Origin of the sequence: Mesorhizobium robiniae (assembly GCF_040545535.1) — a bacterium.
Lineage (GTDB): Bacteria > Pseudomonadota > Alphaproteobacteria > Rhizobiales > Rhizobiaceae > Mesorhizobium > Mesorhizobium robiniae.
Map to the genome: position 1 here is coordinate 464798 of NZ_JBEPMC010000004.1, position 22870 is coordinate 487667.

The window sequence follows — 22870 nt, forward strand, 5'->3', positions numbered from 1 at the left end:
CCGCAGTCCTCTTGGCTGATGTCGTGGGCAGCACGCCCCTCTATGAGCGCATCGGCGACGATGCCGCTTTGCTGCAGGTTTCGGACTGCCTGGACGCAATGCGAGCGATCGTCGCCCAACACGGCGGTGATTTCATCTACTCGAAAGGCGATGACGTACTCAGCCTGTTCGAGAGCTCGGAGGCGGCGCTGAGGGCGGTCCGCCAAATCAGCTGCCAACTGAAGGAAGGGCCGTTGAGCGCCCGTATCGGATTGCATTTCGGGGCGGTCATTCGCGCGCGGGGCGCGGTATTCGGCGACGTTGTGAATGTCACCGCAAGGTTGTCCACCATGGCCAACCCCGGGGAGGTCCTGATCAGCCAGAGCTTCTTCGAAGCCCTTTCCGCGGGGAGCCGCAGTGGCTTGCGGCTCCTCGACAAAATGGCCTTCAAGGGGAAGCAAGAACTCTTCGACGTCTATACTCTGAGGAGCGACGATGGGGCCCTCGGTACGCGCATCGCCAGCCGGGGCACCATTATCGACAGGCGCTCCGCCCCGCCGCCGCAGATCAATCTGGTCATCCGTTATGAAGATCAGTTGCGATTCTGCCGACAGAACGAATTTGTGACCATCGGCCGATCTCCGGAATGCAACATCGTCGTCCAGCGGCCCTGGGTCTCAAGGCACCACGCGACCTTCACCATTTCGAATGGCAAGGCCCGGCTTGTCGAGCGAAGCTCGTCGGGCACATTTGTGTCGATGGGACCCGGCCATGAAGTATTCGTGCGCCGCGAAGATATTCTCCTCTTCGGCTCCGGCGTCATCTCGCCTGGACTGAAGTCGTCACTCGGCGAGGCCCAGATTCTTCACTACGAAATTGTCTCGGACTGACCCGGCCGGACTCGTAGCCGCGACCGGTGTCAAGCTGGTTCGCTGACGCCGTCGATGCCTTCACCGATGGGTGCCGAGGACAAACCTAGGAACGTCTGCTTTCCAGGTTGGACTGCGAAAAGCTGACTTTCCGTTTCCGGCCCCGGAACTGCCGGTCGAGGTTACGTCCCAAGTCGGCCCAGGTCAGATTTGCCAATACCCATAAGCAAATGAGTTGGATGGACCCATCCGCCGTGCAAAGCGGCCTGCCACCTAGACTAACGTCGCGGGTTGTACAGGCGTACTCGGTGGGCTGTTGCAGGAATACGGCACAGGTCGGCTGGCGCCGCCTGCACGCTGGGCCTGCTTATCACCATCGCCTTGTGCGCACTGTTCAACCTGCTGATTGGCGGCGCCCCGCAGGCGACATGGATCCGGTGCAGCAGACTGTGTCCATTCGGGAGACCCCGCAACCGCGGAACCACGCGCCGGCACCGGCAGTGCCGCCCGTCGCCAGGTGCTCCGTTTCGGCATCGCCGGAACTGGCGCGCTGGGGCGTGGCGCCGGACGCTGATCCGACAAAGCGTTACTGGCGGCAGCCAGAGCCCGATCCTCGATCGTTCCTGGATGTCGCACGGAACGTTGACAGCGATTCCCGGCCAGTTCAGTCTTCGCCTTGGGCAACAGGAGCGTCAACACGCTGGCAATCGATGTGCCGGCAAAGGGAGGACATTATGTACAGGCTTGTATCCGCAATTTTGGCGGGCGCGGCTCTATCCTATGTGTCATTGCTGCCCGCTACCGCGCAAGACTCGACCGAATGGATCGGTACTTGGACCGCAAGCCCGCAGCCGGCTTGGCAGGCCGACTTTCCGATCCCGCTCGGCTTTCCCAGCAACTATTTCCGCAGCACGATCCGGCAAATCGCGCGTATCAGCATAGGCGGCAGCAAGGTGCGGATCGTCCTCTCCAATGAGTATGGCACACAGCCGCTTAAGGTTGGGGCCGCCCATGTCGCCATCACCACCGACGGAGCGGCGATCAAGCCCGAGTCCGATCGCGTCCTGACCTTCGGCGGCGAAAGCTCTATCACCATTCCCCCCGGTGCTCCGGCGATCAGCGATCCCGTCGACTTGACGGTGGCGCCGCTTGCTGAACTCTCCGTCAGCCTGTACTTCCCCGAAAGCGCGGCTGCCACGACCATGCATTGGGACGGGCACCAAACTGCCTATGTGGCCGCCGGCGACAAGACCGGCGAGGCCGACCTGAAGGCGGACTCCACACAGACGCAGCGCGTGTTCCTGTCCGGGATCATGGTTGACGCGGTCGACGGCGCGCGTGCCGTGGTCCTTTTCGGCGACTCGATCACCGACGGCGATGGCTCCACCATCGACGGCAACGACCGCTGGCCTGATACGCTTGCCAAGCGGCTGCAAGAGGCCGGCGGGGCACCTGTAGCCGTGCTCAACCAGGGGATTTCCGGCGCAAAGATCCTATCGGATAGGATGGGCGTCAACGCGCTGGCCCGCTTCGACCGCGATGTACTCAACCAGGCGCGCGCCGACACGGTCGTGCTGATGATGGGCATCAACGATATCGGCTGGCCGGGAACCGGCCTGGCACCGTCCGACACCCAACCCACTGCCGAGCAAATCATCGCCGGCTACAAACAGTTGATCGCACGCGCCCACGCCGATGGCATGCGCATCGTCGGTGCTACCCTGACACCTTTCGGCGACGCTTTCGTAGGCTCGCCGTTCCAGGGCTACTACACCGAAGACAAAGAGAAGATCCGTCTGGCCGTGAACGACTTCATCCGTTCCGGAGCGTTTGACGCCGTCATCGACTTCGACAAAGCGGTGGTCGACCCGGCAAAGCCCGGCTACATCAAGGCGGAATTCGACAAGGGCGATCACTTGCATCCCAACCCGGCAGGCTACAATGCCATGGCCGGAGCTATCGACCTCGGCGTGCTTTCTGCTCAATAGCTGGGTAGCCGGGCTTGTGACAGCTAAGCGCATCGACGGCGTGGTGGCACCACACCACACCGCACTCGCGAAAGAAACTTCAAGCAGATCAAGGGAACACGTGCCGTCGTCGATATTGATGATGGTCGTCAAAACCCGCGGTTTGAGATTTGTCGGCAGGGACGGGGTGAGCAGGCATTCATGCAGGGGCGGTGTTCCGTGCCCGGCCATGGCCTGAAGCGAGATCCGCCAGTGGGGCAGGCCCATAGCGAAAGCGTATAGAGCGCATTTGAAAAATGTATTACCTCCAACGTCCTGATTGCCCGATAGTCCTCTGCGGGTTCCACTGAACTCAGCGTGCCCATGGCTCAATGCCCGGCACTAAGGGAGGAAAAATTGACGATATTCGCAACCATGTTGCGATCGCTTGCCGTTGTCGCAACGATCGCTAGCGTCACCCCTGCATTTGCCGGTGGCGTGGATGAGCTGCCAAAGAACATCCAGGATGAGCTCTATAACAAAGACATGATGGATCCGATGCAGCCGCTCGCGGAAAGCGCCTACCGCGACTGGAAGCCCAAGAAGGGTCCGCCGTGGACGATTGGGTACGCCAGCTCCTATGCTGGCAACACCTGGCGCGCCGACGTCATGAAGCGGCTCCAGGAAGAGATTATTCCGAAATGGAAGAAGCTCGGCCTGATAAAGGACGTGATCATCACCCAATCCAATCTGAACGACTCCACCCAGATCCAGCAGATGCGGCAGTTGGTGGATCAGGGCGTCGACGCGATCATCGTCTGCTGCTCGAACCCGACCTCACTGAACCAGACCGTCGAATATGCCCACCAGCGTGATGTCCCGGTCTTCTCTGCAGTTGGCTATCTCACTTCGCCTTATGCAGTGAACACTTCGGCGAACTTCGTCGTGGGTGGCAGTATGCTCGGCGAATGGATGGCCAAGCAGATCAACGGCAAGGGCAATGTCCTCGTGGTCGAAGGCATTCCGGGCGCGTCTGCTTCGGATTCACAGAACGTCGGCGTTCTGAAGGCCCTGGCGAAGTACCCGGACATCAAGGTCGTGGGCCAGGTTGCCGGCATGTGGACCGATCAGGTTGCTCAGGCCGAAATCCAGAAGTGGCTGGCCACCAATCCTGGCGATCTGAATGGCATCATCATTCAGTCGGCGTCTGAACTGGGCGCCTTGCGCGCACTGCAGCAAAGCGGCCGCGATATGATCCCGTTCTCGATCGGCGGTGAAATCGGCGCGCTTTGCTACTGGCGCAACAACAAGGATTTCGTCTCGGAGGCGATCCATGCCTGGCCACCGGGCGACGACTTCGAATTCGGCTGGAACGTAATGATGCGCACGCTCCAGGGTCAGGGCCCGAAGATCCAGTCCATCCTGACCAAGCCGCAGACCATGAATTACGAGCAGCTTGAAAAGGCCGTCCCGGCCGATTGCAGTGAAGATTCTGACGGCTGGTACAACGTCGGTGCCGAAAACTGGGCAAGCAAGGATTACCTGGACCAGTTTTTCCTTCGTCCGGCCGATCCCGAAGCGTTCAAGGCAAACTGACCGAAGGAGGTCCGGCCACCCCGTCAACGTTGACGGGGTGGCATTTCTTTCATTCCGTGCAAGTCTAGCCGACCGACGTCGGCCAACTGGACCTATGATGTCATACCCCACGGTTGAACTCTCATCGGTCAGGAAGACCTTCGGGCCGACTGTGGCGCTCGGCGGTTGCAACCTGACGGCCTACGCGGGGGAGGTTCACGCGATCATTGGCGGCAACGGCTCGGGCAAGAGCACGCTGGCGAAGGTCATCTCCGGGGTACTGATACCGGACAGTGGCCAGGTGTCGATCCTTGGAAAGTCGGCAACGTCTCCGCACGAGGCGCGCCAGCTGGGCATCTCAAATGTGTTTCAGGAGGTGCTCGTCGCGGACGAATGCTCGGTGCTGGATAACCTCTATTTGGGCGCGGATGGCCTTTTGGGCTCGTCCATGAACCGCGAAGAAAAAGAAATCAAGGCATCCGCATTGATGCGCGAACTCCTCGGCTTTGACATCGATCTCTCCGGGTTGGTGAGTGAGCTACCCCTGAGCGTCAAACAATGGGTGACGATAGCCAGGGCTCTTCTGACTGATCCCAAGGTCCTGATCCTCGACGAGTCCTCGGCTGCGCTCGACTTCGATTCCACGGAAAGGCTGTTCCGCAAGCTGCGGCAGCTCAAGCAAGGGGGGGCAAGCATTCTGGTCGTCACCCACCGTATCGCCGAGCTGGTGCGTATCGCCGACCGCGCGACGGTTTTGCGCGACGGCGTGGATGTCGGCAGGCTTGCGAAAGAAGAGATTACCGAGGCCAGGATTCTCGAACTGATTGCCGGTGCCGAGCGCAGCGGCACAAACCGCGATCAGCCGTTGCCGACGCGGCTCGGCGATCGGCCGGTCCTCCGCGCAACCGATTTTCGGGTCTGGTCAGATGCTGCCTTGATCAATTTCACCGTGTGTCCCGGCGAGATCGTCGGGATCACCGGACTAGACGGGCAGGGGCAGGCGGATTTCGTAAGATGCATCGCTGGCATCCAGTCTCCGATCGCCGGCCGGTTGATGGTGGTCAATGACGGCAAGGCCAGCGAGGTTACCGATCTCGCATCTGCGCGACGCTATAACATCAGCTATGTCAGCGGCGATCGCAAGAAAGAGGGCATCTTTGCCAATCTGAGCATTTACGAGAACCTGCTGCTTCCGGTGTATCGCGAATTTCGGTCCGGCGGGGTGCTCAACTTCATTAACCGCCCCAAGCTGACGCCGGTGTTTGAGTGGGAATCCAGCAAACTGGCCGTCAAGATGGGGAGCCCGGAGAACCTCATCACGTCGCTGTCGGGCGGCAACCAGCAAAAGGTACTGATTGCCAGGGCCTTCGCGGAAAAGCCGGTGGTTCTGGTGCTCAACGATCCTGCGCGCGGGATAGACGTAGGGGCCAAGCTCGATCTCTACCGCAATCTCAAGGAGTTCGCCGCGCGCGGCAACGCCGTGGTCTTCCTGTCCAGCGAACTGGAGGAGTTTCTGAACCTGTGCACACGGGTTCACGTGTTTCGCAATGGCGCTATATCGGCGGATTTCGAACCGCCTTTTAATGGCCATGCCATCCTCAACGCCATGTTTGGCCGCCGCGCGACGGCGCGCTTGCCCGGCGATGCCGCCAACGAGAACGGCCCTGGCAGCCCGGTCACGGTCGCCGAGAAGCACAATCCCAGACTTGAGCAGGGCAGGCCGGTGCCGAGACCTGTGACGCTGCTGAACCAGGAGGTAAACCATATGGCGGCCACCCCGTCTTTTATGCTGAGTTGTCCTGATATCGCGCCAGGTAGCGTCATCCCGGACCGGTTCGCTGAGGACAACCGGCTTTCGCCGAGACTCATTTGGTCAGGGCCGCCGGCAGGCACCCGCAGCTTTGCCTTGGCCGTTACCGATCCTGATCTGCCGGAAGCGTTTAACTTTCCCCGCTCGTTTGCGCACTGGCTGGTGGCGAACATTCCGGTCGAGGTTCGTGAACTACCGGAGGGCGCCAGCGGCAGCTTGCGGCTGCCGCACGGCGCTGCTGAGTTCAACAGCGACTTCGTGACATTCAAGATCCCGGGGTTCGGCAAGGGGTATGGCGGCCCTTGGCCACCGGACCGGGCTCACCGGTACTTTTTCACGCTCTATGCGCTCAAAGCGGACAAAGTCGAGTTGCCGGCTGACGCCGATCTTGGCGCATTTGCGGCCACGGTCATACCGGTGGCCATAGATGCAGCGTCGTTCGTGGCAGTCTACGGGCCGGCAAAGAAGTCTCTGCCCTCGTAAAAACCGGGCATAGTAATTCCCCAATCAGGAGGATCGCATGAGTAGATATGGAAGCAGGAGCAGCTTTGATCTGGAGTGGATCGAGCGATGGGCAAGGAAGGTCAATGACGACCGCATCTTGCCGGTAGTAGGGCGGTTTTTCACGAGCAAGTTCGTGCTTGGCTTCGACGACACGGAATATCTCGTCGACGTCCGGGGCGGCAAGATCCAGAAGATCGCGCAAGGCCTCACTCCGAACGACATGGGTGTCGAATTCTGGCTCAAGGCGCCGAGCAGCGCTTGGTCGAAGTTTGCCCAGGAAATCCCACCGCCGATGTTCAACGACATCTGGGCGATGGCGCATCCGCTGCACAAGCAGCTTATCATCGAGGGCAATTCGCTTCCGTTCTGGCAGAATCTGCGGGCGCTGACGCGCATGCTCTCGCTGATGCGACAAGTTTAACGGCAGCGCAGGAGAGTTGTCATGAATACACACGATCCAATCGTTGGGCGCTACGTCTACGTCCAGTGCGAAGGCAAGACGTACCGCACCTATTACGAGGAACACGGCGAGGGCATTCCGATGGTCTGCCTGCACACGGCCGGCACGGACGGGCGCCAGTATCGGCACCAGCTATGCGACCCGGATATCAGCCAGAATTTCCGCGTCATCGCTTTCGACATGCCTTGGCACGGCAAGTCGATCCCGCCGGCAGACTTTCACCTGATGGAAGACGAATACAAACTCACAACCAAATTCTACTGTGAGTTCATCGTGGCGTTCTGCCGGGCGCTGGATCTGCGCAAGCCGGTCCTCATGGGCCAATCGATGGGCGGCAACATCTGCCTGGCGCTGGCGTTGCGCCATGAAAGCGAGTTTTCGGCCTTTATCGCACTCGAGGCCTGCGACTATTCCCCGGGATGGTGGATCGACCCGCTGCATCACCCCCATATCCACGGTGGCGAGGTGGTCGCGACCTCTGTATTCGGTCTGATGGCACCGCAGTCCCCTGACGATTACCGGTGGGAGACCTGGTGGTACTATGCACAGGGCGGCCCCGGCATCTTCAAGGGCGACCTGTATTTCTACAGCGTCGATTCGGATTTCCGCGACCAGTGCCAGAAAATCTCCGGGAAGGTGCCGATCTACTTTCTGACTGGCGAGTATGATTTCGCCTGCACGCCCGAAATGACCCAGCGCACGGCCGAAAAGGTGAAGAATTCGGAATGTGTCATCTTCGGCGGTGGCCACTTCCCGACATCGGAAGATCCGGCGAAGTTCAAGGAAGTCATCACCCCGGTGCTGAAGAAAATCCTCAGCGCGGATCCGGAGCGGCGTGGCCAGGGAGGCAATGCCCTGTCGGGGCGCAGCATTTCCGAAAGCCGGTCGTCCTCTCGCAGCGAGCGGCCCAATGAGGGCCGGAAGGTCATTGAGTTCTAGGTTGCTTTGGCAACGAAAGACAAATGTTGATGTCGCAGTCCAGGGGTTCCCAAAACACCTACCTGTTGGTCCCGATCCTGCTGATCGCGCTGCTCCTGAGCACCGCGGTCATCAGGGGGCCGAACCTTGTATCCTTGTCGGGGTTCGGCAGCGCGATCATCGTGTCGGCCCCCCTGATCCTGGCGACATTCTCACTCATGGCTCTGGCCGTGGCGGGACGTGGGACAGTCGACCTGGCCGTCGGACCCTTGCTCGCTTTCATCAACGTGACGATCGTCAAGCTCAACGGCCTCGGCATCGTCACGGGTCCCTTTGGCGTCTTTCTGGTCGCCCTGGGGATCGGCGTTCTCTATCAACTCTTCTTTGCCCTCATCATCATTTTCGTGCGCGTCCAGCCGATCATCGTGGCGCTCAGTGGCTTTCTGGCCCTGACCGGTATCAACCTCGTAATCCTCCCAAGACCAGGCGGTACCGCACCGGACTGGATGTCGTCCTGGGGCCTCGGCAACACGATCTTTTCACCGATCCTGCTGATCGTGCTGCTGGCTATCGCGGCCTGGCTGCTGTTCACCATGACCTCGTTCTACGCGAATTTGCGTTTGATGGGCTACGATGAGCGTGCGGCTTATACGAGCGGTGTCCGCATCAATGTGGTGCGGATCGGTGCCCACGTCATCGCCGGCCTCTTCGTTGGCCTCGGCGCAATCTGCTATACCGCGCTGATCTCGTCCGGAGATCCGACACAGGGCACCACCATGACGCTGACGGCGGTGACCGCCCTGGTGCTGGGCGGGGTCAGCCTGTCCGGTGGACGCGGTGGCGTGGCAGGCGGGCTGCTAGGTGCGCTCAACCTCTTTCTTATTGGCTATGTTCTAGCCACGTTCAATTTCGGCTCCACGCAAGCCTTTGTGACGCAGCTTTTCTACGGGCTGATCCTCGTTCTTTCGCTCCTGCTGACCCTGCTGGTCCCCGTCATCGGGCGATACCTGCACTTCATTTCACCCTTTGCGGCCTTCGTGGTCCTGGGCTGCGTGGTCGTCGGGATCATGCTGTATGTCAGCACCCGCGATACCTACGGCGTGGCGGCCGTCGCCGGCGAGGCTTTCAAGTCCAATCCGGACGTGATGACGCGCTATCTGTTGCTGCCGATGCAGTCGGGGAGCGGGCCAGCTTTGCCCGACCTTACGCCGTTGCAAAAGATCGTCTTCGGCTTCGCCGTCACCTTGGCCGTGCTGACGTTCACTGTCCGCGTCATCGTGGCTGAAGCCGTTTCCGTGCGCCTGGGCGCCTTCATATATGTTTTCGTCTCGGCACTCATCCTGCTCCTGTTCCTGGTCATCGGCGAGCAAAGCCACGCGGCCGGAATTGTGGCGACAGGACAACCGTTGGGGATCGGGCCATGAGTCAGACTTTCACCGACGGCAGCCGCACAGGCGGCCTCTTCATCCCGCGTTCGCGCGCCCTGGTGTGGCTTAACCTCGCCGTCACATTCGTGGTGGCGGCGATCAGCTTCGGCCTGGGATTTTGGCAGGGGCTCAGCGCCCAGATCGTCATCCTTTACACCATCGTTCTGGCCGCCGTGCTCTTTTGGCTGATCAACTACGTCGCCGTCATCTTCGAGGCCCGATCTTCGTCGCTTGAAACCGACACTGCAACCCCGGCCGGCGCCGGTGGCGTCTGGGCCGGCAATCGGATCCTGATCGTCACCATGGCGGTGATGCTGATCGTATATCTGCTGATCACGGCCACGGTCCCGTCCTTCAGATCCCTCGGCAATTTGATGGCCTTCCTGCTGCTGGAAGCAATCCTGGTCTTTGCGTTCAAGGTCAGCAGCCGCTTCGCCCATGGCCGCAGCGCTTTTATTGGGCTGATCGTGCTGCTGGCGCTGATCGTGATCAGCTCCTTCACCATCAACGGGTTTCTCTCCGCCACCAACATCAAAGCAATTCTGCTGTTTGCAGCGTTCCTGGGCATCGCCTGCGTCGGGCAAACGCTCGTGGCGTTGCTGGGCGGTTTGGACCTTTCGATCCCGTTTGTCATCGGGTCTTCGAACATCGGGCTTCTGTTCCTGATCGGCCTTGGCGTCCCATCGGGGCTGGCCGTCATTTTTGTGCTGTTGATCGGCACCGCCCTGGGCTTCCTCAATGGCGTACTATCCTACCGTCTGCAGGGCCAGGCTCTGATCCTGACGCTCGGCATGGGCTTTGCTGTCGCCGGTCTCGTCCAGATCCTGACCAGCATCGGATCTTCGTTCGGCGGCAACGTCTTTGGAACCGTGCCCAAGTGGCTCCAGAACCTTGCCGCCATGAACGGCCGCACCTTCGGCCTGGCAGTCCCGCCGACAATTCTGATGTGGATCGTCATTGCCATTATCGTCATTGTCGGACTGCGCTACTCGGCCTTCGGCCGGTACATCTACGCCCTGGGCGGCAATCGCCGCTCGGCCAAGCTGATCGGCGTCTCCGAGTTCAAATACTGGACCATCGCCTACACCATCAGCGGCTTCTCAGCCGCCCTGACAGGATGCCTGTTGCTTGGCTGGAGCGGCGGCGGGTTCATCGGGGTTGGCGACCAGTATCTCTTCACAACCCTGGCTGCGGTGGTGATCGGCGGGACGTCGCTCATGGGCGGATATGGCGGCTATGGCTACACCGTGATCGGGGTTCTCGTCCTGCAAGTCCTGAGCGCCTTCCTGATCGGCATCGGGCTCAAATACGAATGGCAACAATTCATCTTCGGTCTTCTGATCCTGCCGATGGTCGCGCTCTACGGCCGCGCCCCTCACATCAGAGACCAGGTCTAGGGAAAGCCCATGTTTGGAACACTCTTTCAGTCCAGCGCCGTGGTCAGCACCGCGCTCAGCGCTGCAACCCTCGCCATGTTTGCCACGGCTGCACTGGCAATGCTGGGCCTGACATGGACGTCAGAGCGCTGGCGGGTTCCCCTGGCGCTGTCAGCCGTTGCGCTCCTCGCGTCGGGCCTTGAATACTATGCAGCCTCCAACATCTGGCTGGCGGGCCAGCAGCTCAGCGCCGCCTCACGCTACGTCGCGTGGTTCGTGGCCCAGCCGATGCAGGTCGCATCGGTGTTCTTTTTTGCGAGCATTGCTGGGAAAGTACCCGTGGGCGTGTTCTGGCGGACACTGGCCGCGGCAATCCTGATGGTGCTCGCCCGTTACCTTGGTGACGCACGGATCTTCAACCCGACCCTTGGCGTGCTGCTGTCGATCGCCTTCTGGCTCTATATCCTTGGCGAGTTGTATTTCGGCGCCATGGCGGACGCCATCAGCAAGTCGACGCGTCCGATCCGCCTCGGCTATTTCTGGATCAGGCTGATCATGACGATCGGCTGGGCAATTTACCCGATCCTGCATTTCGTGGACGTCGTTATCGGAACCGGGCACGTGGCGCCCATCATCGTGCTCTACACCATTGCCGACCTTGTCAATCTCATCGCCGTCTCAATGATCGTCCTCGCCGTCGCCGGCGAAGAGCGTTTCTGAAGGCTGTCAATCTTCGCGCCAACGTGCTCGGCGCTCGCGGTTAAGTGGAGGATCTTCCCATGAATGGCTCAGATGTGATTGCAGTCGTTATTCTCGTAACGATCATCATCGCGATTGGTGTCTATCTGCTGCACTGGCTCTACAGACACTCGTCCAAAGACCAGTCGTTCGTCCGCACCGGCCTCGGCGGCGAGCGGGTGGTCATGGGCGGCGGTGCGCTGATCATCCCGATTGTCCACGACATCACGCGCGTCAACATGAACGCGATCCCGGTGGAGATCCGCAGGCTCGGTGAGCAATCCCTGATCACCAGGAACAAAATGCGCATCGACATCATCGCCGAGTTCTTCGTGCGGGTGGTGCCGACGGAAGCCGGAGTGTCGACTGCGGCCCGCACTCTCGGTGACCGCACCCAGAACCCTGCCGCGCTGAAGGAGATCGTTCAGGGCCGGTTCGTAGATGCCATGTCGGCCATCGCCTCCACGATGACCATGGATGAAATCCACACCAACCGCGGCCGTTACATGAGTGAGGTGGCCGCCCTAGCGGCGACGACCCTGGGGTCGAATGGCCTCGAACTTGAAAACGCCTCTCTTACCAGCCTTAACCAGACCGACATCTCCGTGTTTGATCCCTCCAATGCGTTCGATGCCGAAGGCCTGACGCAGCTGACCGAGCAGATCGAGGAGCGCCGCCAGCTGCGCAACCGCATCGAAAACGAATCGCGGATCGGCATCAAGCTCAAAGATTTCGAAACCGAGCAGCGGGCTCTGGAGATCGAGCGCGACCTCGAATACGCCCGCATCGAACAGACGCAGGCGATCGAAATCCGCAAAGCCGCTCAACTGGCCGAGATCGAGGCCGAGCGATCAAGCTCCACAATCAGTATTCAGAACGCCAGGATCCGCAGCGAACAAGAAGGCGAGCGGATACGTATTGCCAAGGACCGGCTGATCGATTCCGAACGGATCAACACTCAGTCGGAGGTGCGGTCGCTTGAGATCAAGAAGCAGCAAGAGACTGAAATGACCGAGATCATGTCGCGCCGCGAACTCGAGATGCAGAGGATCCAGAACCGCCGCGAAATCGAGGCGGAGCGGATCGACAACGAGCAGCATGTGAAGGAGTCTGAAATCCGTTCGCGTCAGGAGCTGTCGATTATCGAAACGACGTCATCGGCCGAGATCGACCAGGCCAAACTGGATAACCAGCGGATAATCGAGTCGCGTCGAATCGAGACCGACAAAACCATTGAATTGCTGGCCGTCGCGAAGTCGAAAGAGGTTCGCATCAGCAACGAGCTTGCTGAGGCTGACCAGGAAAAGGCGCGCCTGAAAAAACGTTACGATGTCGATGTCGAACGCTTGAGGGTGGACGAGGAGATCGTGCAACTGGAGATCGAGAAGAACCAGAAGATCAAGCTTGCCGAAACCAAGGCGTTTCAGGAGATCCAGGACGCCTCGATCGCCGCCAACCGCCAGATCGACGAGTTGCGCATCGCTGCGCGGAAGTTTGTCGATAAGTTTGAGATCGAGCAGCAGAAGGAAATCGAAATCGTTGACAAGGAGCGCCTGATCGCGGTGATCAACAAGTCGATCGAGGAAGCCTACGCAAAAACCGAGGCGGCGGAAGCTCTGAAAAGACAGGTCGAACAGGAAGAGCAGGTCAACAGCGCTCGCGAAGAAGAAGTGGCCGAACGCATCAAGCGGATCGAGCTCATTCAGTCCTCGTCCAGGGTCGAGCGTGACGCCCAACGCGTCGTCTCGTCCGCAAAGGCCGAGAAGGAAGCAACCGAACTCAGGGCGCTGGCGGAAATTGCCGAGTCCAATGCGGCCGAGGTTCGCTATGCCAAGGACGCCGCCGGACAGCGAATGCTCAACGAGTCCGAAAACACCCGTTCGGATGCCAGCAGACGCAGCGCTATCTACGAAAACCTCGTCAGCAATCTGCCGAGCATCATCCGTGAGACGGTCAAACCGATGGAAAACATCGAGTCGATCAAGATCCTCCAGGTCGAAGGCCTGCCCGGCATCAACAGTCCTTCCGAGATGGCCGGCGGCGATGGCGGCTCGGGCGGCGGCAACATGACGGACCGCGTTGTGAATTCCGCCATGAAATATCGCACCCAGGTCGCCTTCGTAGACGGTCTCATGAAAGACCTGGGACTGCCGATCGAAAACCTCGGAAGCGCCGGCGGCATGTCGTTCCGCAACTTCCAGGGTCCGGATGCGCCGAAGGACAAGGACGACTGAGGCGTACGAAACTAGCGAGAGCAACCGATGACCCCGCTCGACAAAAACGAAGCGTTGGACCGCCACGCCCTGGTCATGGCCTGCTGGTTGGCAGCGGCCTTGCCCGCCGCGATCCTGTTTGAGTATGGATTTGCCCGGGGCGGAACACCCTATGTCCTTGCCGGGTTCGCGGCCATTCTGGTGGGCTTTGTCGCTCACGTGATCGTCAATGTGATCTACGCGACGGGTTTCTCGCCCCGAGAACTAGGACTCGGCCTGGTCATCTACGGACTCGCGCTTGTGCTGTTCGTTGTTCTCTCGCTGGTCAGGGTGCCGTTTGCCGCGAACAACTTCTTGCCGCTGAGCATCGGTTTTATCACAATGGGGGCTGTGGTCGTTTTCTACCTGATCACCCGGTACGGGGCACGGCAGGCCTTCGAAGCGTTCGACGTTATCCGGGACTTCCGCTCAGATGACCGAGATTCAAAACGCTCGCGGGGAGACCATACATGACCTCGCTCTTGGTTTCCGTGCTCGGCATTGTCGCGGTCCTGGGCCTTTACCTTGCGACCATCAGCGGCCGTCACGCCCAGCAACCCGGTGATTTCGTCGACGCGGGCTTGGCATTGCCGCCATGGATAATCATCTTCGCCGGCGCCGGCATCACCTTGGCCAGCCTTAGCCTTCCCGATCATCTGCTTTTGCTCGCCACCTTCGGCCTTCAATATAACCAGGTCGCGGTCGGCCTCATCTGTATCGCCCTTTGCGCCGCCATCACGCAGAAGCGCGTCTGGGTTGCCGCCAGGCTGACCTCGCTGCGCACACTTGGTGACCTGCTGGGCGATTACTTCGGTAGCACGACGCTTCGCATCTATTTGCTGTTCGTGCTGTTCCTTTTCAGCATCCCCTTTGCAGCGATGTTCCTGTCTCAGGCGGGTGCCCTGGTGAGCGCCGCGACCGCCAACGACGTTCCTGCCGGTGTCGCAATATGGTCGATCGCGTTTGCCCTGTTCCTCTGCAGCGTGATCGGAGGCTGGCGCGGGATTGCCTATCTTGTCGCCGCCCAGTCCCTGCTGATCCTGGCTCTCACGATCTTTTTCGGCGGTTTCACGAGCTTTGCACTCGACAAATTGGCATTCGCCGCCAACGGGATTGGTACAGCCAGCGGGGTTCTGCCGGACAAGATCCCTGGCGTGATCCAGTTTAGCGCCGGGATAGGCAAGGAGCTGCCGGCCGGGGGGCTCTGGACCACCTTCGCGGGACTGACGTTCGCCCTGTCTTTGGGCGGCATCGCGATCAGTCCCGGCTTCAGCTTTCTGGGCGTGACAAGCGCGCCGCGTCGCGGCTTTGCATTTGGCCAGGTCTGGATGATCGCGGGCCTCGCGGCTGGCGCTCTGATACTGATCGGGCCGGTTCTGGCCGCGGAGATTGCGGCCAATGGCTCGCTGACAGCCTTCACGACACGGCTGGCAACGCTCGATCCGATGGTGGCGGTGGGTTTTACAGTCCTTCTGGTCGCGTCGGGCCAGATCGCCGTCGCATTCTTTGCCGGATCCGGTGCATCGGTCTGCACCATCGAGCTGACGTCGCGCTACATCATCCCGGGCGTGGACCAGCGTTCGACGCGGTTTGCCGCGCGCGTGACCCTTGCGCTCGTCTACGCAGCTGTCGCCGCCGTCGCCAGCTATGCGCCGCTCAGCGCGACAATTTTCTCATCGCTCACGCTCAGCCTGTCTATGCAACTGCTGCCTGCGGTGCTCGGCCTGTGCTGGGTGCGCTGGATCAGCCGCAGCGGTGTTCTGGCCGGTTTGATTGTGGGCAGCCTTTGCGTGATGTTCACCGAGAGCTTTGGACTGGTGCTGTTCGAGCGGCTCTTCGTCGACCTGCCATGGGGCCGCTGGCCCTTGTCGGTCCATTCGGCGGGATGGGGACTTGCGACGAATTTCACGGCGTGCCTGCTTGTGTCCCTGTTTACGCGCAGCGGCGCCGAGCGGGATCGCAGGGATCGCCTCCACGACGCTTTCGAGGAGAGCCAGCCGGCGCGTAACGGGAGCCAGGCGGCCATAACGGCGAAATGGGCCCTCATGCTTCTGTGGGCGTTTTTCGCGCTCGGCCCCGGTGCGATCCTCGGCAACACATTTTTCAGCGAGCCGATTTTTGCTGGCGCGGTGGTGGCGCCGGGGGTGCCTTCGCTGCTGATCTGGCAGGTCCTGTTCTGGTTTGTCGGGGTATTCATCGTGTGGTGGCTGGCCTATCCGGGACGCCTGTCCGTCATCGATGAACGTGCTCGCCACAGGATCATCCTCGTGCCGGACGTGAACCCATTGTTTGAGCCCGTTACGACCCCGTGGATCGCACGGCTCCTCGACCGCGTGACGGGCCGGTAACCGGGGCAGGGCATGGAAGGCATTGACCTTAGGCGTCTGCGCTACTTCATCGCGGTTTGCGAGCACGGCGGCTTCTCCCGTGCGTCCCAATCCATAGGGGTCGCCCAGCCGTCGCTGACGCGACAAATCAAGCTGCTCGAAAAGGAAGTCGGTATCTCGCTGATCAACCGAAGTGGGCGCGGTGCCGAGCCAACGGCTGAAGGACGGTTCCTCCTGGGCCAGTCGCGCCTGCATATCGATGGGCTCGATGATGCAGTCCGTGAGGTGCGTGAGCGCTCGGATAAGCTCAAGGGCGAGATCTCACTCGGCATATGCCCGACCATCGTACCGCTGTTTCTGGAGAACATCCGCAATTTTGTGGACGCCCAGTACCAGGGTGTGACGCTGAATGTTGTCGAGGCCTACAGCGGCGACCTTGCCAGTCTCATGCGCGGCGGCCGGCTCGACGCTGCGCTCACCTATCGGCCCAGCGCGCCGGATCAGCTCGACATCCTCGATCTGTTCGCCGAGCGCCTCGTGCTGGTAACTTCCTATGCCCGCGCCCAGGTCGACGCGCCGCGCCAGTTGGGAGACATCAGGCGGTTAAAGCTGATATTGCCGAGCGAAATCCACGAATTGCGGCGGATCATCGATCAGGTCTACCGCGAACGGGGGATCGCGCTGCAGCCGGAACTCGAACTCGACTCGCTCAGCGCCGTGAAAGCTGTCGTCGCTGACAAAACTATTCAGTACGCGACCATTCTGCCGCACTCGAGCGTAACGCGCGAAGTGGCCGGGCACGTGCTGAGCGCTTATGCGATCGCCGACAGCGCCATGGCCCGCACGATTGCCGTGGTCCGGCCCCAGGGGGCCAGTACCCGGAGCGTGGTGCTCGCCGCTTTGATCGATGAAGTCCGCCGGCAGGCCGGGCGGATCAAGAGATCCATGGACAGCGCCGACGCGGCCTTGTTGGGACAGGGATAGACCCACAGCAGTTTTTTGTCGTTGCCTCAATAACAAAATCTTATACGCTAGCCCTTCGTGGAGTGTAGGGAGCCCTTTTGGACCTTCGGCAGCTAAGATATTTTTCCAAGGTCGTTGAGAGCGGCTCGTTCTCGAAGGCCGCGTCGCAGCTCCATGTGGCGCAGCCCGCGTTGAGCCAGCATGTCAGGCACATGGAAGAGGAGCTTGGCCTTGCTCTCCTCCATCGCGGGCCGCACGGCGTCAGTGCGACTGAAGCAGGCACGCGGCTGATGGTGCACGCTAAGAGCATCCTTGCCGAGTTTGCCGAAATTAACGACAGTGTCCGGGGCGCCGCCATAGCCCCTCGCGGCGAAGTGCGTTTCGGCCTGCCCGGTACGGTCAGCGAGCTTCTCGCGGCGCCGTTGATTGAGGCCGCCCGCGAGCGTTTCCCCGAAGTGCGCATCCGCATCGTTGAGGCGATGAGCGGCTACATTCTGGAATGGCTGAAGCGGGGCGAGGTTGACCTCGCGATGATTTATGCAACTTCGGATCCCCGGGGGCTCGCGGTCCATCACGGCTTGTCGGAGGAAATCTGTCTCTTTGCCAGCCCGTTGATGCAGGGCCATGCCGACTTGCAGGGCTCTTCCGTGGAGCTTCGCGACGTTGCCGGATTGCCCCTCGTTGTGCCAGGCCCAGGCCACGGCCTGCGAGAACTGATCGAAGCCGTGGCAACGTCAGTCCGGGTCGCCATCAATCCGGCCATCGAAATCGACTCCTACAGCCAAATCAAGAGACTGGTGACACGCGGGATCGGTTACGGAATCCTGCCGCGGATGGCGATTAACGCTGAGGCGCAGGCTGGCCTGTTTCGGGCGTGGAGTTTCCAAAACCCGCCGATTACACGGAAAGTGTACCTCGCTTACTCGACCGAACGCCCGTTGCAGACGGCGCCTCGCGCCGTCGGGCAGCTATCGTGGGAGATCCTGCGCCAACTGGTCAAGGACCAGGTCTGGAGCGCCGAGCTATCCAACGAAAACCAGCGACCCGCCCTCTTCGGCTAGGGTGCTGCGGGCGGGCGGCTGTACCGTTTCGCTATACCTCCCATTACAAAACGCTATTTGACGGAAGGACCCCTTCCGGTGCGATGGTGTTGGAAAAGCAGCATAAGGAGCGAGCCATGCCAGGCGCGCTGGAGGGAACAACCGTCATCTCGCTGGAGCAGGCCGTGGCCGCGCCATTGGCGACGTCCCGTCTGGCCGACGCGGGCGCGCGGGTCATCAAGCTCGAGCGCCCCGAGGGTGACTTCGCGCGCGGCTATGACGACTATGTTCACGGCCTCTCCAGCTATTTCATATGGAACAACCGCGGCAAGCAGTCCTGCACCGTCGATCTGAAGCAGCCCGATGATCATGCGCTGGTCGAATCCATGCTCGCGACCGCCGACGTGTTCGTCCAGAACCTTGCGCCTGGCGCAACCGACAGGCTCGGCATCGGCAGCGCCGACCTCAGGCGGCGGTTCCCAAGGCTGATCGTCTGCGACATCGGCGGCTACGCACCGGGAACACCCGACCACGAGCGGAAAGCCTACGATCTGCTGATCCAGGCCGAAGCGGGCTTGGCAGGGGTCACTGGGTCCGCAACGTCTGGCCCGACACGGGTCGGCATATCGCTCTCTGATATCGCTACGGGGCAGGGGGCCTACGCCGCTATCCTCGAAGCCCTGATCATGCGCGGCCGAACCGGGGAAGGGGCTCACCTGCAGCTTTCCCTTTTTGACACCCTCGCCGAATACATGAACGTACCATATCTGGCGCGCCATTACGGCGGCAAGGAGCCGCGGCGGCTTGGGCTCGCCCACCCCTCGATCGCGCCCTATGGGCTGTTTCAGGTGAGTGACGGGGAAATCCTGATCGCCGTCCAGAACGAACGCGAATGGGTCGTCTTCTGCGACACTGTCCTGCGCCAGCCATTGGTTGCAACGGACCCGAGATTCGAACGCAACGTGCTTCGCATCAAAAACCGCGAGCCGCTTGACGCATGCGTGCAGGCGATCTTGGCCACCTACACCATGTCCGGATTATGCGAATTGCTTGACAAGGTCAGAATTGCCTATGGCCGTGTGTCGACCATGGCCGATCTGGCGGTGCATCGCAGTGCCACCAAGGTCCCGGTGGAGACCTCCGTCGGTCAAGTCGAGCTGTTTGCGCCGCCTGTGACGGTCAATGGCAAGCGCACCGCGCTTGGCCGGGTGCCTTCACTCGGTGAACACGACGTGGTTTTGCGGCGCGAGTTCGGTCCTCCGGACACGGCGGATCCCAAACGAATAGGTAGTGCAGCACTATGAGCTTGACCCGTGACCTGACCCGCTTGATCCGTGAAAAGCCGGTGACCGACCGCGACCTCGAATGGGCATCGCTGTTCGTCCTGGATACGCTTGCCTGCGCCCTTGGCGCGTTGCCGACCGAGCCCGCCCGCATGCTGAAGGCGGTCGCCCCGCTGGCGCAAGCCGATACCGCTCGCAAGGCGTTCTACCTCGGCGGCCTAGCGCATATCTTGGAGATGGATGACCTCCACCGGGACTCGGTGACCCATCCGGGCAGCGTTGTCATTCCTGCCGCCTGGGCGGTAGCTCACGACCACGATCTTGGCGGTGAAGCGTTTCTTCGCGCAGTTCTCGCAGGATACGAGGCCTGCTGCAGGGTCGGCATGTCCGTAGGCAAGAAGCATTACCGTGTCTGGCACAACACCTCGACCTGCGGGCCGTTCGGTGCGGCGTTTGCCGTGGCGGAGCTCCTCGGCCTCGACGACACCAGGACGGTATGGGCGCTTGGGAATGCGGGTACCCAGTCATCGGGGCTTTGGGAGTTCCTTGCCGAGGGCGCCATGAGCAAACATCTTCACACCGCCAGGGCTGCGGAATCAGGCGTCCTTGCCTCATTCCTGGCCAAGGAAGGATTCACGGGCGCGCAGAACATCCTCGAAGGCGAGAAAGGCTTCTACGCCGGTCTGTGTCCGGACCCGATTCCGGAGGCCGTCACGGCAGGGGCTGAGCGGGCCTGGCAACTGATCAGCACCTCGATCAAGCCATGGCCGTGCTGCAGACACACCCATCCGGCGATAGACGGCGCGATCGCCTTGCACGACGAGATCGCCGGGGAGTCCATCGCAAGCGTTCATGTCCGCGCTTACCGGGCTGCCCTCGACGTATGCGACCGGCCTACTCCCGAAGATCCATACAGCGCCAAATTCTCGCTGCAGCACACGGTGGCGATAGCGCTTGCGGACGGCCGCGTCGACCAGGCCAGCTTCGATGCTGATTCACGGCAACGGATGGTCGGCGGACGCAAGAAGGTCAAGGTCGAGCTGGCACCGTCGATCGATGCCGCCTATCCGGAATCGTGGGGCGCCGAGGTGATCGTCGAGACGGCATCCGGCAGGCGCCTTTCCGCCGCCCGACACGACGCCAAGGGCGATCCCGACAACCCGGTGACGGCGGCCGAACTGTCTCAGAAGGCGCGCACGCAGCTCGTCGCCGGCGGCGCCACGCAAGCCCGTGCAGACGACCTGATCGCGGCTATCCTTGGCCTTACCGACAACCCTCCGGTGCGCTCGCTAGGTCTGTTTGAAACCGTTGGGGAGGCGCGTCCCCAGGTTTATGCCGCGCGGGGCGCCTGATGTTCAAGGACTTTGACAACGAGGACATCCGCGACGCCGTGCGCCGGCTCTGCGAGCGATTTCCGGGCGAATACTGGCGCAAGCTTGATGCCGACCGCGCCTACCCCGTGGATTTCGTCAACGCGCTGACCGAGGCCGGCTACCTTGCGACGCTGATCCCCGAGGAATATGGCGGGTCGGGCTTGACGCTTTCGGCCGCGGCCGCCGTGCTCGAGGAGATTCAACGGTCGGGATGCAATGGTGCGGCTTGCCATGCGCAGATGTATGTCATGGGCACGGTGCTTCGCCACGGCAATGAATCGCAGAAGCAGCGCTATCTTCCGCAAATCGCCTCAGGAGAATTGAGGCTGCAGGCGTTTGGTGTCACCGAACCGACCAGCGGCACCGATACCACTTCAATCCGTACCTTCGCGCGCAAGGACGGCGATCACTACGTGGTCAACGGTCAAAAAATCTGGACCAGCCGGGCCGAACACTCGGATCTCATGCTGCTGCTCGCCCGGACCACCCCTAAGGATCAGGTCGTAAAGCGCACTGACGGCCTATCCGTGTTCATTCTCGATATGCGGGAAGCACTCAAGCAGGGTCTCTCAATCCGGCCGATCCGGACGATGATGAACCATTCCACGACGGAGGTCTTTTTCGAGAATGTGAAGGTCCCTGCCGAAAATCTGGTCGGTGACGAAGGCAAGGGCTTTCGGTACATCCTCTCCGGAATGAATGCAGAGCGGATCCTGATCGCCGCCGAATGTGTCGGCGACGCCAAGTGGCTGATCAACAAGGCTTCCACCTACGCGTGCGAACGTAACATCTTCGGCAGGGCCATCGGCGCCAACCAGGGCGTCCAGTTTCCTATCGCCAGGGCTTACGCGAACATGCGTGCAGCCGAACTCATGGTCCGCGAGGCCACGCGGCTCTATGAGGCCGGTCAGGACTGCGGCGCTGAAGCGAATATGGCCAAGATGCTGGCTGCTGATGCTTCCAATGAGGCCGCGAACGCCTGTATCCAGACGCATGGCGGCTTCGGGTTCGCTGAAGAGTATGACGTCGAACGCAAGTTTCGCGAGACCAGGCTTTACCAGGTTGCGCCGATCTCGACGAACCTCATCCTGTCCTACCTCTCCGAGCATGTGCTCGGGATGCCACGTTCGTACTGACAGGCAAGGCTGATGGACGCGACCGAACAGAAGCCATTCGCCGAATGGATTGGCCGTCAAAGCGAGAGCTTCGATGTCGTTTCGGAGCGCCTCATAAAGAGCTTCCGCGCCATTTTCGAACCGCATCTAGCGCCGCTGCCCGCAGCTATCGCCCCGTTGGGCATCCATTGGTGTCTGTCACCGGCAGTCGCCGGAATGGACCAGTTGGGCGCTGACGGGCACCCCGCCAAGAGCCTGTCGTTGCCGCCCGTGCCGCTGCCGCGCCGCATGTGGGCTGGCGGTGAACTTCAGGTGCATGATCACCTTCACGTCGGTGACAAAGTCCGCAAGGTGTCCACCATCCTGGACATAGTACGCAAGCATGGCCGATCCGGCGAACTCTGGTTCGTCGCGGTCGGCCACGCTTATCATTCCGATCGTGGTCTCGCCCTGAGTGAACGGCAGGACATCGTTTATCGGGAAGCTGCGGTATCGGGAAATAGCGTGCCTCGAAACACCTCGTCGGCGGAGCCCACGATGACCCGGCCAGCAGCGCAAGTGTGGTCTGTCGTTCCTTCGTCGACGTTGCTCTTCCGCTACTCCGCGATCACCTTCAATGGTCACCGTATCCACTACGATCTGCCTTATGCGACCGAGGCTGAAGGTTATGAGGGGTTGGTTGTCCATGGCCCCCTCCAGGCGACGCTTCTCCTCAACCTCGCGGCGTCCCAAGGCGTCGGTATACCCCTGACATTTCGCTACCGCGGGATAGCTCCGGCGATTGCAGATCGTGAACTGACCGTCAGGGCCGGCGTCGATGGTCAGCGACTCTGGACGCAAGGCGGGAGTGGCGCCGTGCACATGGAAGCCGATATCGATCGGGGTGTGGCCTGATGTCTGCACAGCGGGACATGC

The 22870-nt window shown here is 61.1% G+C and carries 18 protein-coding genes; all 18 read left to right on the top strand.

The features are described from left to right. The first annotated feature begins 11 nt into the window (after positions 1 to 11). Positions 12 to 869, top strand: coding sequence for an adenylate/guanylate cyclase domain-containing protein (locus ABID19_RS14150; RefSeq protein ID WP_354491323.1), 858 nt, complete (start codon positions 12 to 14; stop codon positions 867 to 869). Positions 870 to 1582: 713 nt separating this feature from the next. Continuing rightward, positions 1583 to 2836: an SGNH/GDSL hydrolase family protein gene (locus ABID19_RS14155; protein WP_354491325.1), complete on the top strand. Its 1254-nt coding sequence runs from the start codon at positions 1583 to 1585 to the stop codon at positions 2834 to 2836. A gap of 393 nt (positions 2837 to 3229) precedes the next feature. After that, the gene (locus tag ABID19_RS14160) at positions 3230 to 4390 is read left to right on the top strand and encodes an ABC transporter substrate-binding protein (protein ID WP_435528728.1); all 1161 of its coding nucleotides are present in this window, start codon (positions 3230 to 3232) and stop codon (positions 4388 to 4390) included. Between the two features lie 97 nt (positions 4391 to 4487). Then, positions 4488 to 6662: a YbhB/YbcL family Raf kinase inhibitor-like protein gene (locus ABID19_RS14165; protein WP_354491327.1), complete on the top strand. Its 2175-nt coding sequence runs from the start codon at positions 4488 to 4490 to the stop codon at positions 6660 to 6662. Positions 6663 to 6699: 37 nt separating this feature from the next. Next, a complete protein-coding gene (locus ABID19_RS14170) occupies positions 6700 to 7104 on the top strand; it encodes a hypothetical protein (RefSeq protein ID WP_006326052.1) in 405 nt (134 codons plus the stop codon). Between the two features lie 21 nt (positions 7105 to 7125). After that, the gene (locus ABID19_RS14175) at positions 7126 to 8082 is read left to right on the top strand and encodes an alpha/beta fold hydrolase (protein ID WP_352932840.1); all 957 of its coding nucleotides are present in this window, start codon (positions 7126 to 7128) and stop codon (positions 8080 to 8082) included. A 29-nt stretch (positions 8083 to 8111) separates the two neighbouring features. Further along, a complete protein-coding gene (locus ABID19_RS14180) occupies positions 8112 to 9485 on the top strand; it encodes an ABC transporter permease (protein ID WP_354491330.1) in 1374 nt (457 codons plus the stop codon). Next, positions 9482 to 10885 carry an ABC transporter permease gene (locus ABID19_RS14185; RefSeq protein ID WP_354491331.1) on the top strand — a complete coding sequence of 468 codons (1404 nt, stop codon included), beginning with the start codon at positions 9482 to 9484 and terminating at the stop codon, positions 10883 to 10885. The genes ABID19_RS14180 and ABID19_RS14185 overlap by 4 nt, the downstream gene beginning before the upstream one ends. Positions 10886 to 10894: 9 nt before the next feature. After that, positions 10895 to 11584, top strand: a complete 690-nt coding sequence (locus ABID19_RS14190; RefSeq protein ID WP_354491333.1) for a bacteriorhodopsin — start codon at positions 10895 to 10897, stop codon at positions 11582 to 11584. Between the two features lie 59 nt (positions 11585 to 11643). After that, a complete protein-coding gene (locus tag ABID19_RS14195; protein WP_354491335.1) occupies positions 11644 to 13836 on the top strand; it encodes a flotillin family protein in 2193 nt (730 codons plus the stop codon). 27 nt (positions 13837 to 13863) lie between these two features. After that, positions 13864 to 14328 carry a hypothetical protein gene (locus ABID19_RS14200; RefSeq protein WP_354491337.1) on the top strand — a complete coding sequence of 155 codons (465 nt, stop codon included), beginning with the start codon at positions 13864 to 13866 and terminating at the stop codon, positions 14326 to 14328. Beyond that, positions 14325 to 16202, top strand: a complete 1878-nt coding sequence (locus ABID19_RS14205) for a hypothetical protein (protein WP_354491339.1) — start codon at positions 14325 to 14327, stop codon at positions 16200 to 16202. The genes ABID19_RS14200 and ABID19_RS14205 overlap by 4 nt, the downstream gene beginning before the upstream one ends. A 12-nt stretch (positions 16203 to 16214) precedes the next feature. Further along, a complete protein-coding gene (locus ABID19_RS14210) occupies positions 16215 to 17165 on the top strand; it encodes a LysR family transcriptional regulator (protein WP_354491341.1) in 951 nt (316 codons plus the stop codon). A 77-nt stretch (positions 17166 to 17242) separates the two neighbouring features. After that, entirely contained in the window at positions 17243 to 18205 is a 963-nt protein-coding gene (locus ABID19_RS14215) for a LysR family transcriptional regulator (RefSeq protein WP_354491342.1), read from the top strand. A gap of 116 nt (positions 18206 to 18321) precedes the next feature. Then, positions 18322 to 19488, top strand: coding sequence for a CaiB/BaiF CoA transferase family protein (locus ABID19_RS14220; protein WP_352932865.1), 1167 nt, complete (start codon positions 18322 to 18324; stop codon positions 19486 to 19488). Next, positions 19485 to 20819: an MmgE/PrpD family protein gene (locus ABID19_RS14225; RefSeq protein ID WP_354491344.1), complete on the top strand. Its 1335-nt coding sequence runs from the start codon at positions 19485 to 19487 to the stop codon at positions 20817 to 20819. Before ABID19_RS14220 ends, ABID19_RS14225 begins: the two co-directional genes overlap by 4 nt. Then, entirely contained in the window at positions 20819 to 21976 is a 1158-nt protein-coding gene (locus ABID19_RS14230; RefSeq protein WP_354491346.1) for an acyl-CoA dehydrogenase family protein, read from the top strand. Before ABID19_RS14225 ends, ABID19_RS14230 begins: the two co-directional genes overlap by 1 nt. Positions 21977 to 21988: 12 nt before the next feature. Further along, complete coding sequence (locus tag ABID19_RS14235) at positions 21989 to 22849, top strand: HTD2 family dehydratase (RefSeq protein WP_354491348.1); 861 nt, start codon at positions 21989 to 21991, stop codon at positions 22847 to 22849. The last annotated feature ends 21 nt before the right edge of the window (positions 22850 to 22870 follow it).

Excerpts from the sequence above, each read along its gene's own strand:
- ABID19_RS14185 (WP_354491331.1), top strand. The coding sequence starts at position 9,482 with ATGAGTCAGACTTTCACCGACGGCAGCCGCACAGGCGGCCTCTTCATC.
- ABID19_RS14200 (WP_354491337.1), top strand. The coding sequence starts at position 13,864 with ATGACCCCGCTCGACAAAAACGAAGCGTTGGACCGCCACGCCCTGGTC.
- ABID19_RS14195 (WP_354491335.1), top strand. The coding sequence starts at position 11,644 with ATGAATGGCTCAGATGTGATTGCAGTCGTTATTCTCGTAACGATCATC.
- ABID19_RS14190 (WP_354491333.1), top strand. The coding sequence starts at position 10,895 with ATGTTTGGAACACTCTTTCAGTCCAGCGCCGTGGTCAGCACCGCGCTC.
- ABID19_RS14230 (WP_354491346.1), top strand. The coding sequence starts at position 20,819 with ATGTTCAAGGACTTTGACAACGAGGACATCCGCGACGCCGTGCGCCGG.
- ABID19_RS14175 (WP_352932840.1), top strand. The coding sequence starts at position 7,126 with ATGAATACACACGATCCAATCGTTGGGCGCTACGTCTACGTCCAGTGC.
- ABID19_RS14225 (WP_354491344.1), top strand. The coding sequence starts at position 19,485 with ATGAGCTTGACCCGTGACCTGACCCGCTTGATCCGTGAAAAGCCGGTG.
- ABID19_RS14155 (WP_354491325.1), top strand. The coding sequence starts at position 1,583 with ATGTACAGGCTTGTATCCGCAATTTTGGCGGGCGCGGCTCTATCCTAT.
- ABID19_RS14205 (WP_354491339.1), top strand. The coding sequence starts at position 14,325 with ATGACCTCGCTCTTGGTTTCCGTGCTCGGCATTGTCGCGGTCCTGGGC.
- ABID19_RS14180 (WP_354491330.1), top strand. The coding sequence starts at position 8,112 with ATGTCGCAGTCCAGGGGTTCCCAAAACACCTACCTGTTGGTCCCGATC.
- ABID19_RS14160 (WP_435528728.1), top strand. The coding sequence starts at position 3,230 with ATGTTGCGATCGCTTGCCGTTGTCGCAACGATCGCTAGCGTCACCCCT.
- ABID19_RS14165 (WP_354491327.1), top strand. The coding sequence starts at position 4,488 with ATGTCATACCCCACGGTTGAACTCTCATCGGTCAGGAAGACCTTCGGG.
- ABID19_RS14170 (WP_006326052.1), top strand. The coding sequence starts at position 6,700 with ATGAGTAGATATGGAAGCAGGAGCAGCTTTGATCTGGAGTGGATCGAG.
- ABID19_RS14220 (WP_352932865.1), top strand. The coding sequence starts at position 18,322 with ATGCCAGGCGCGCTGGAGGGAACAACCGTCATCTCGCTGGAGCAGGCC.
- ABID19_RS14210 (WP_354491341.1), top strand. The coding sequence starts at position 16,215 with ATGGAAGGCATTGACCTTAGGCGTCTGCGCTACTTCATCGCGGTTTGC.
- ABID19_RS14235 (WP_354491348.1), top strand. The coding sequence starts at position 21,989 with ATGGACGCGACCGAACAGAAGCCATTCGCCGAATGGATTGGCCGTCAA.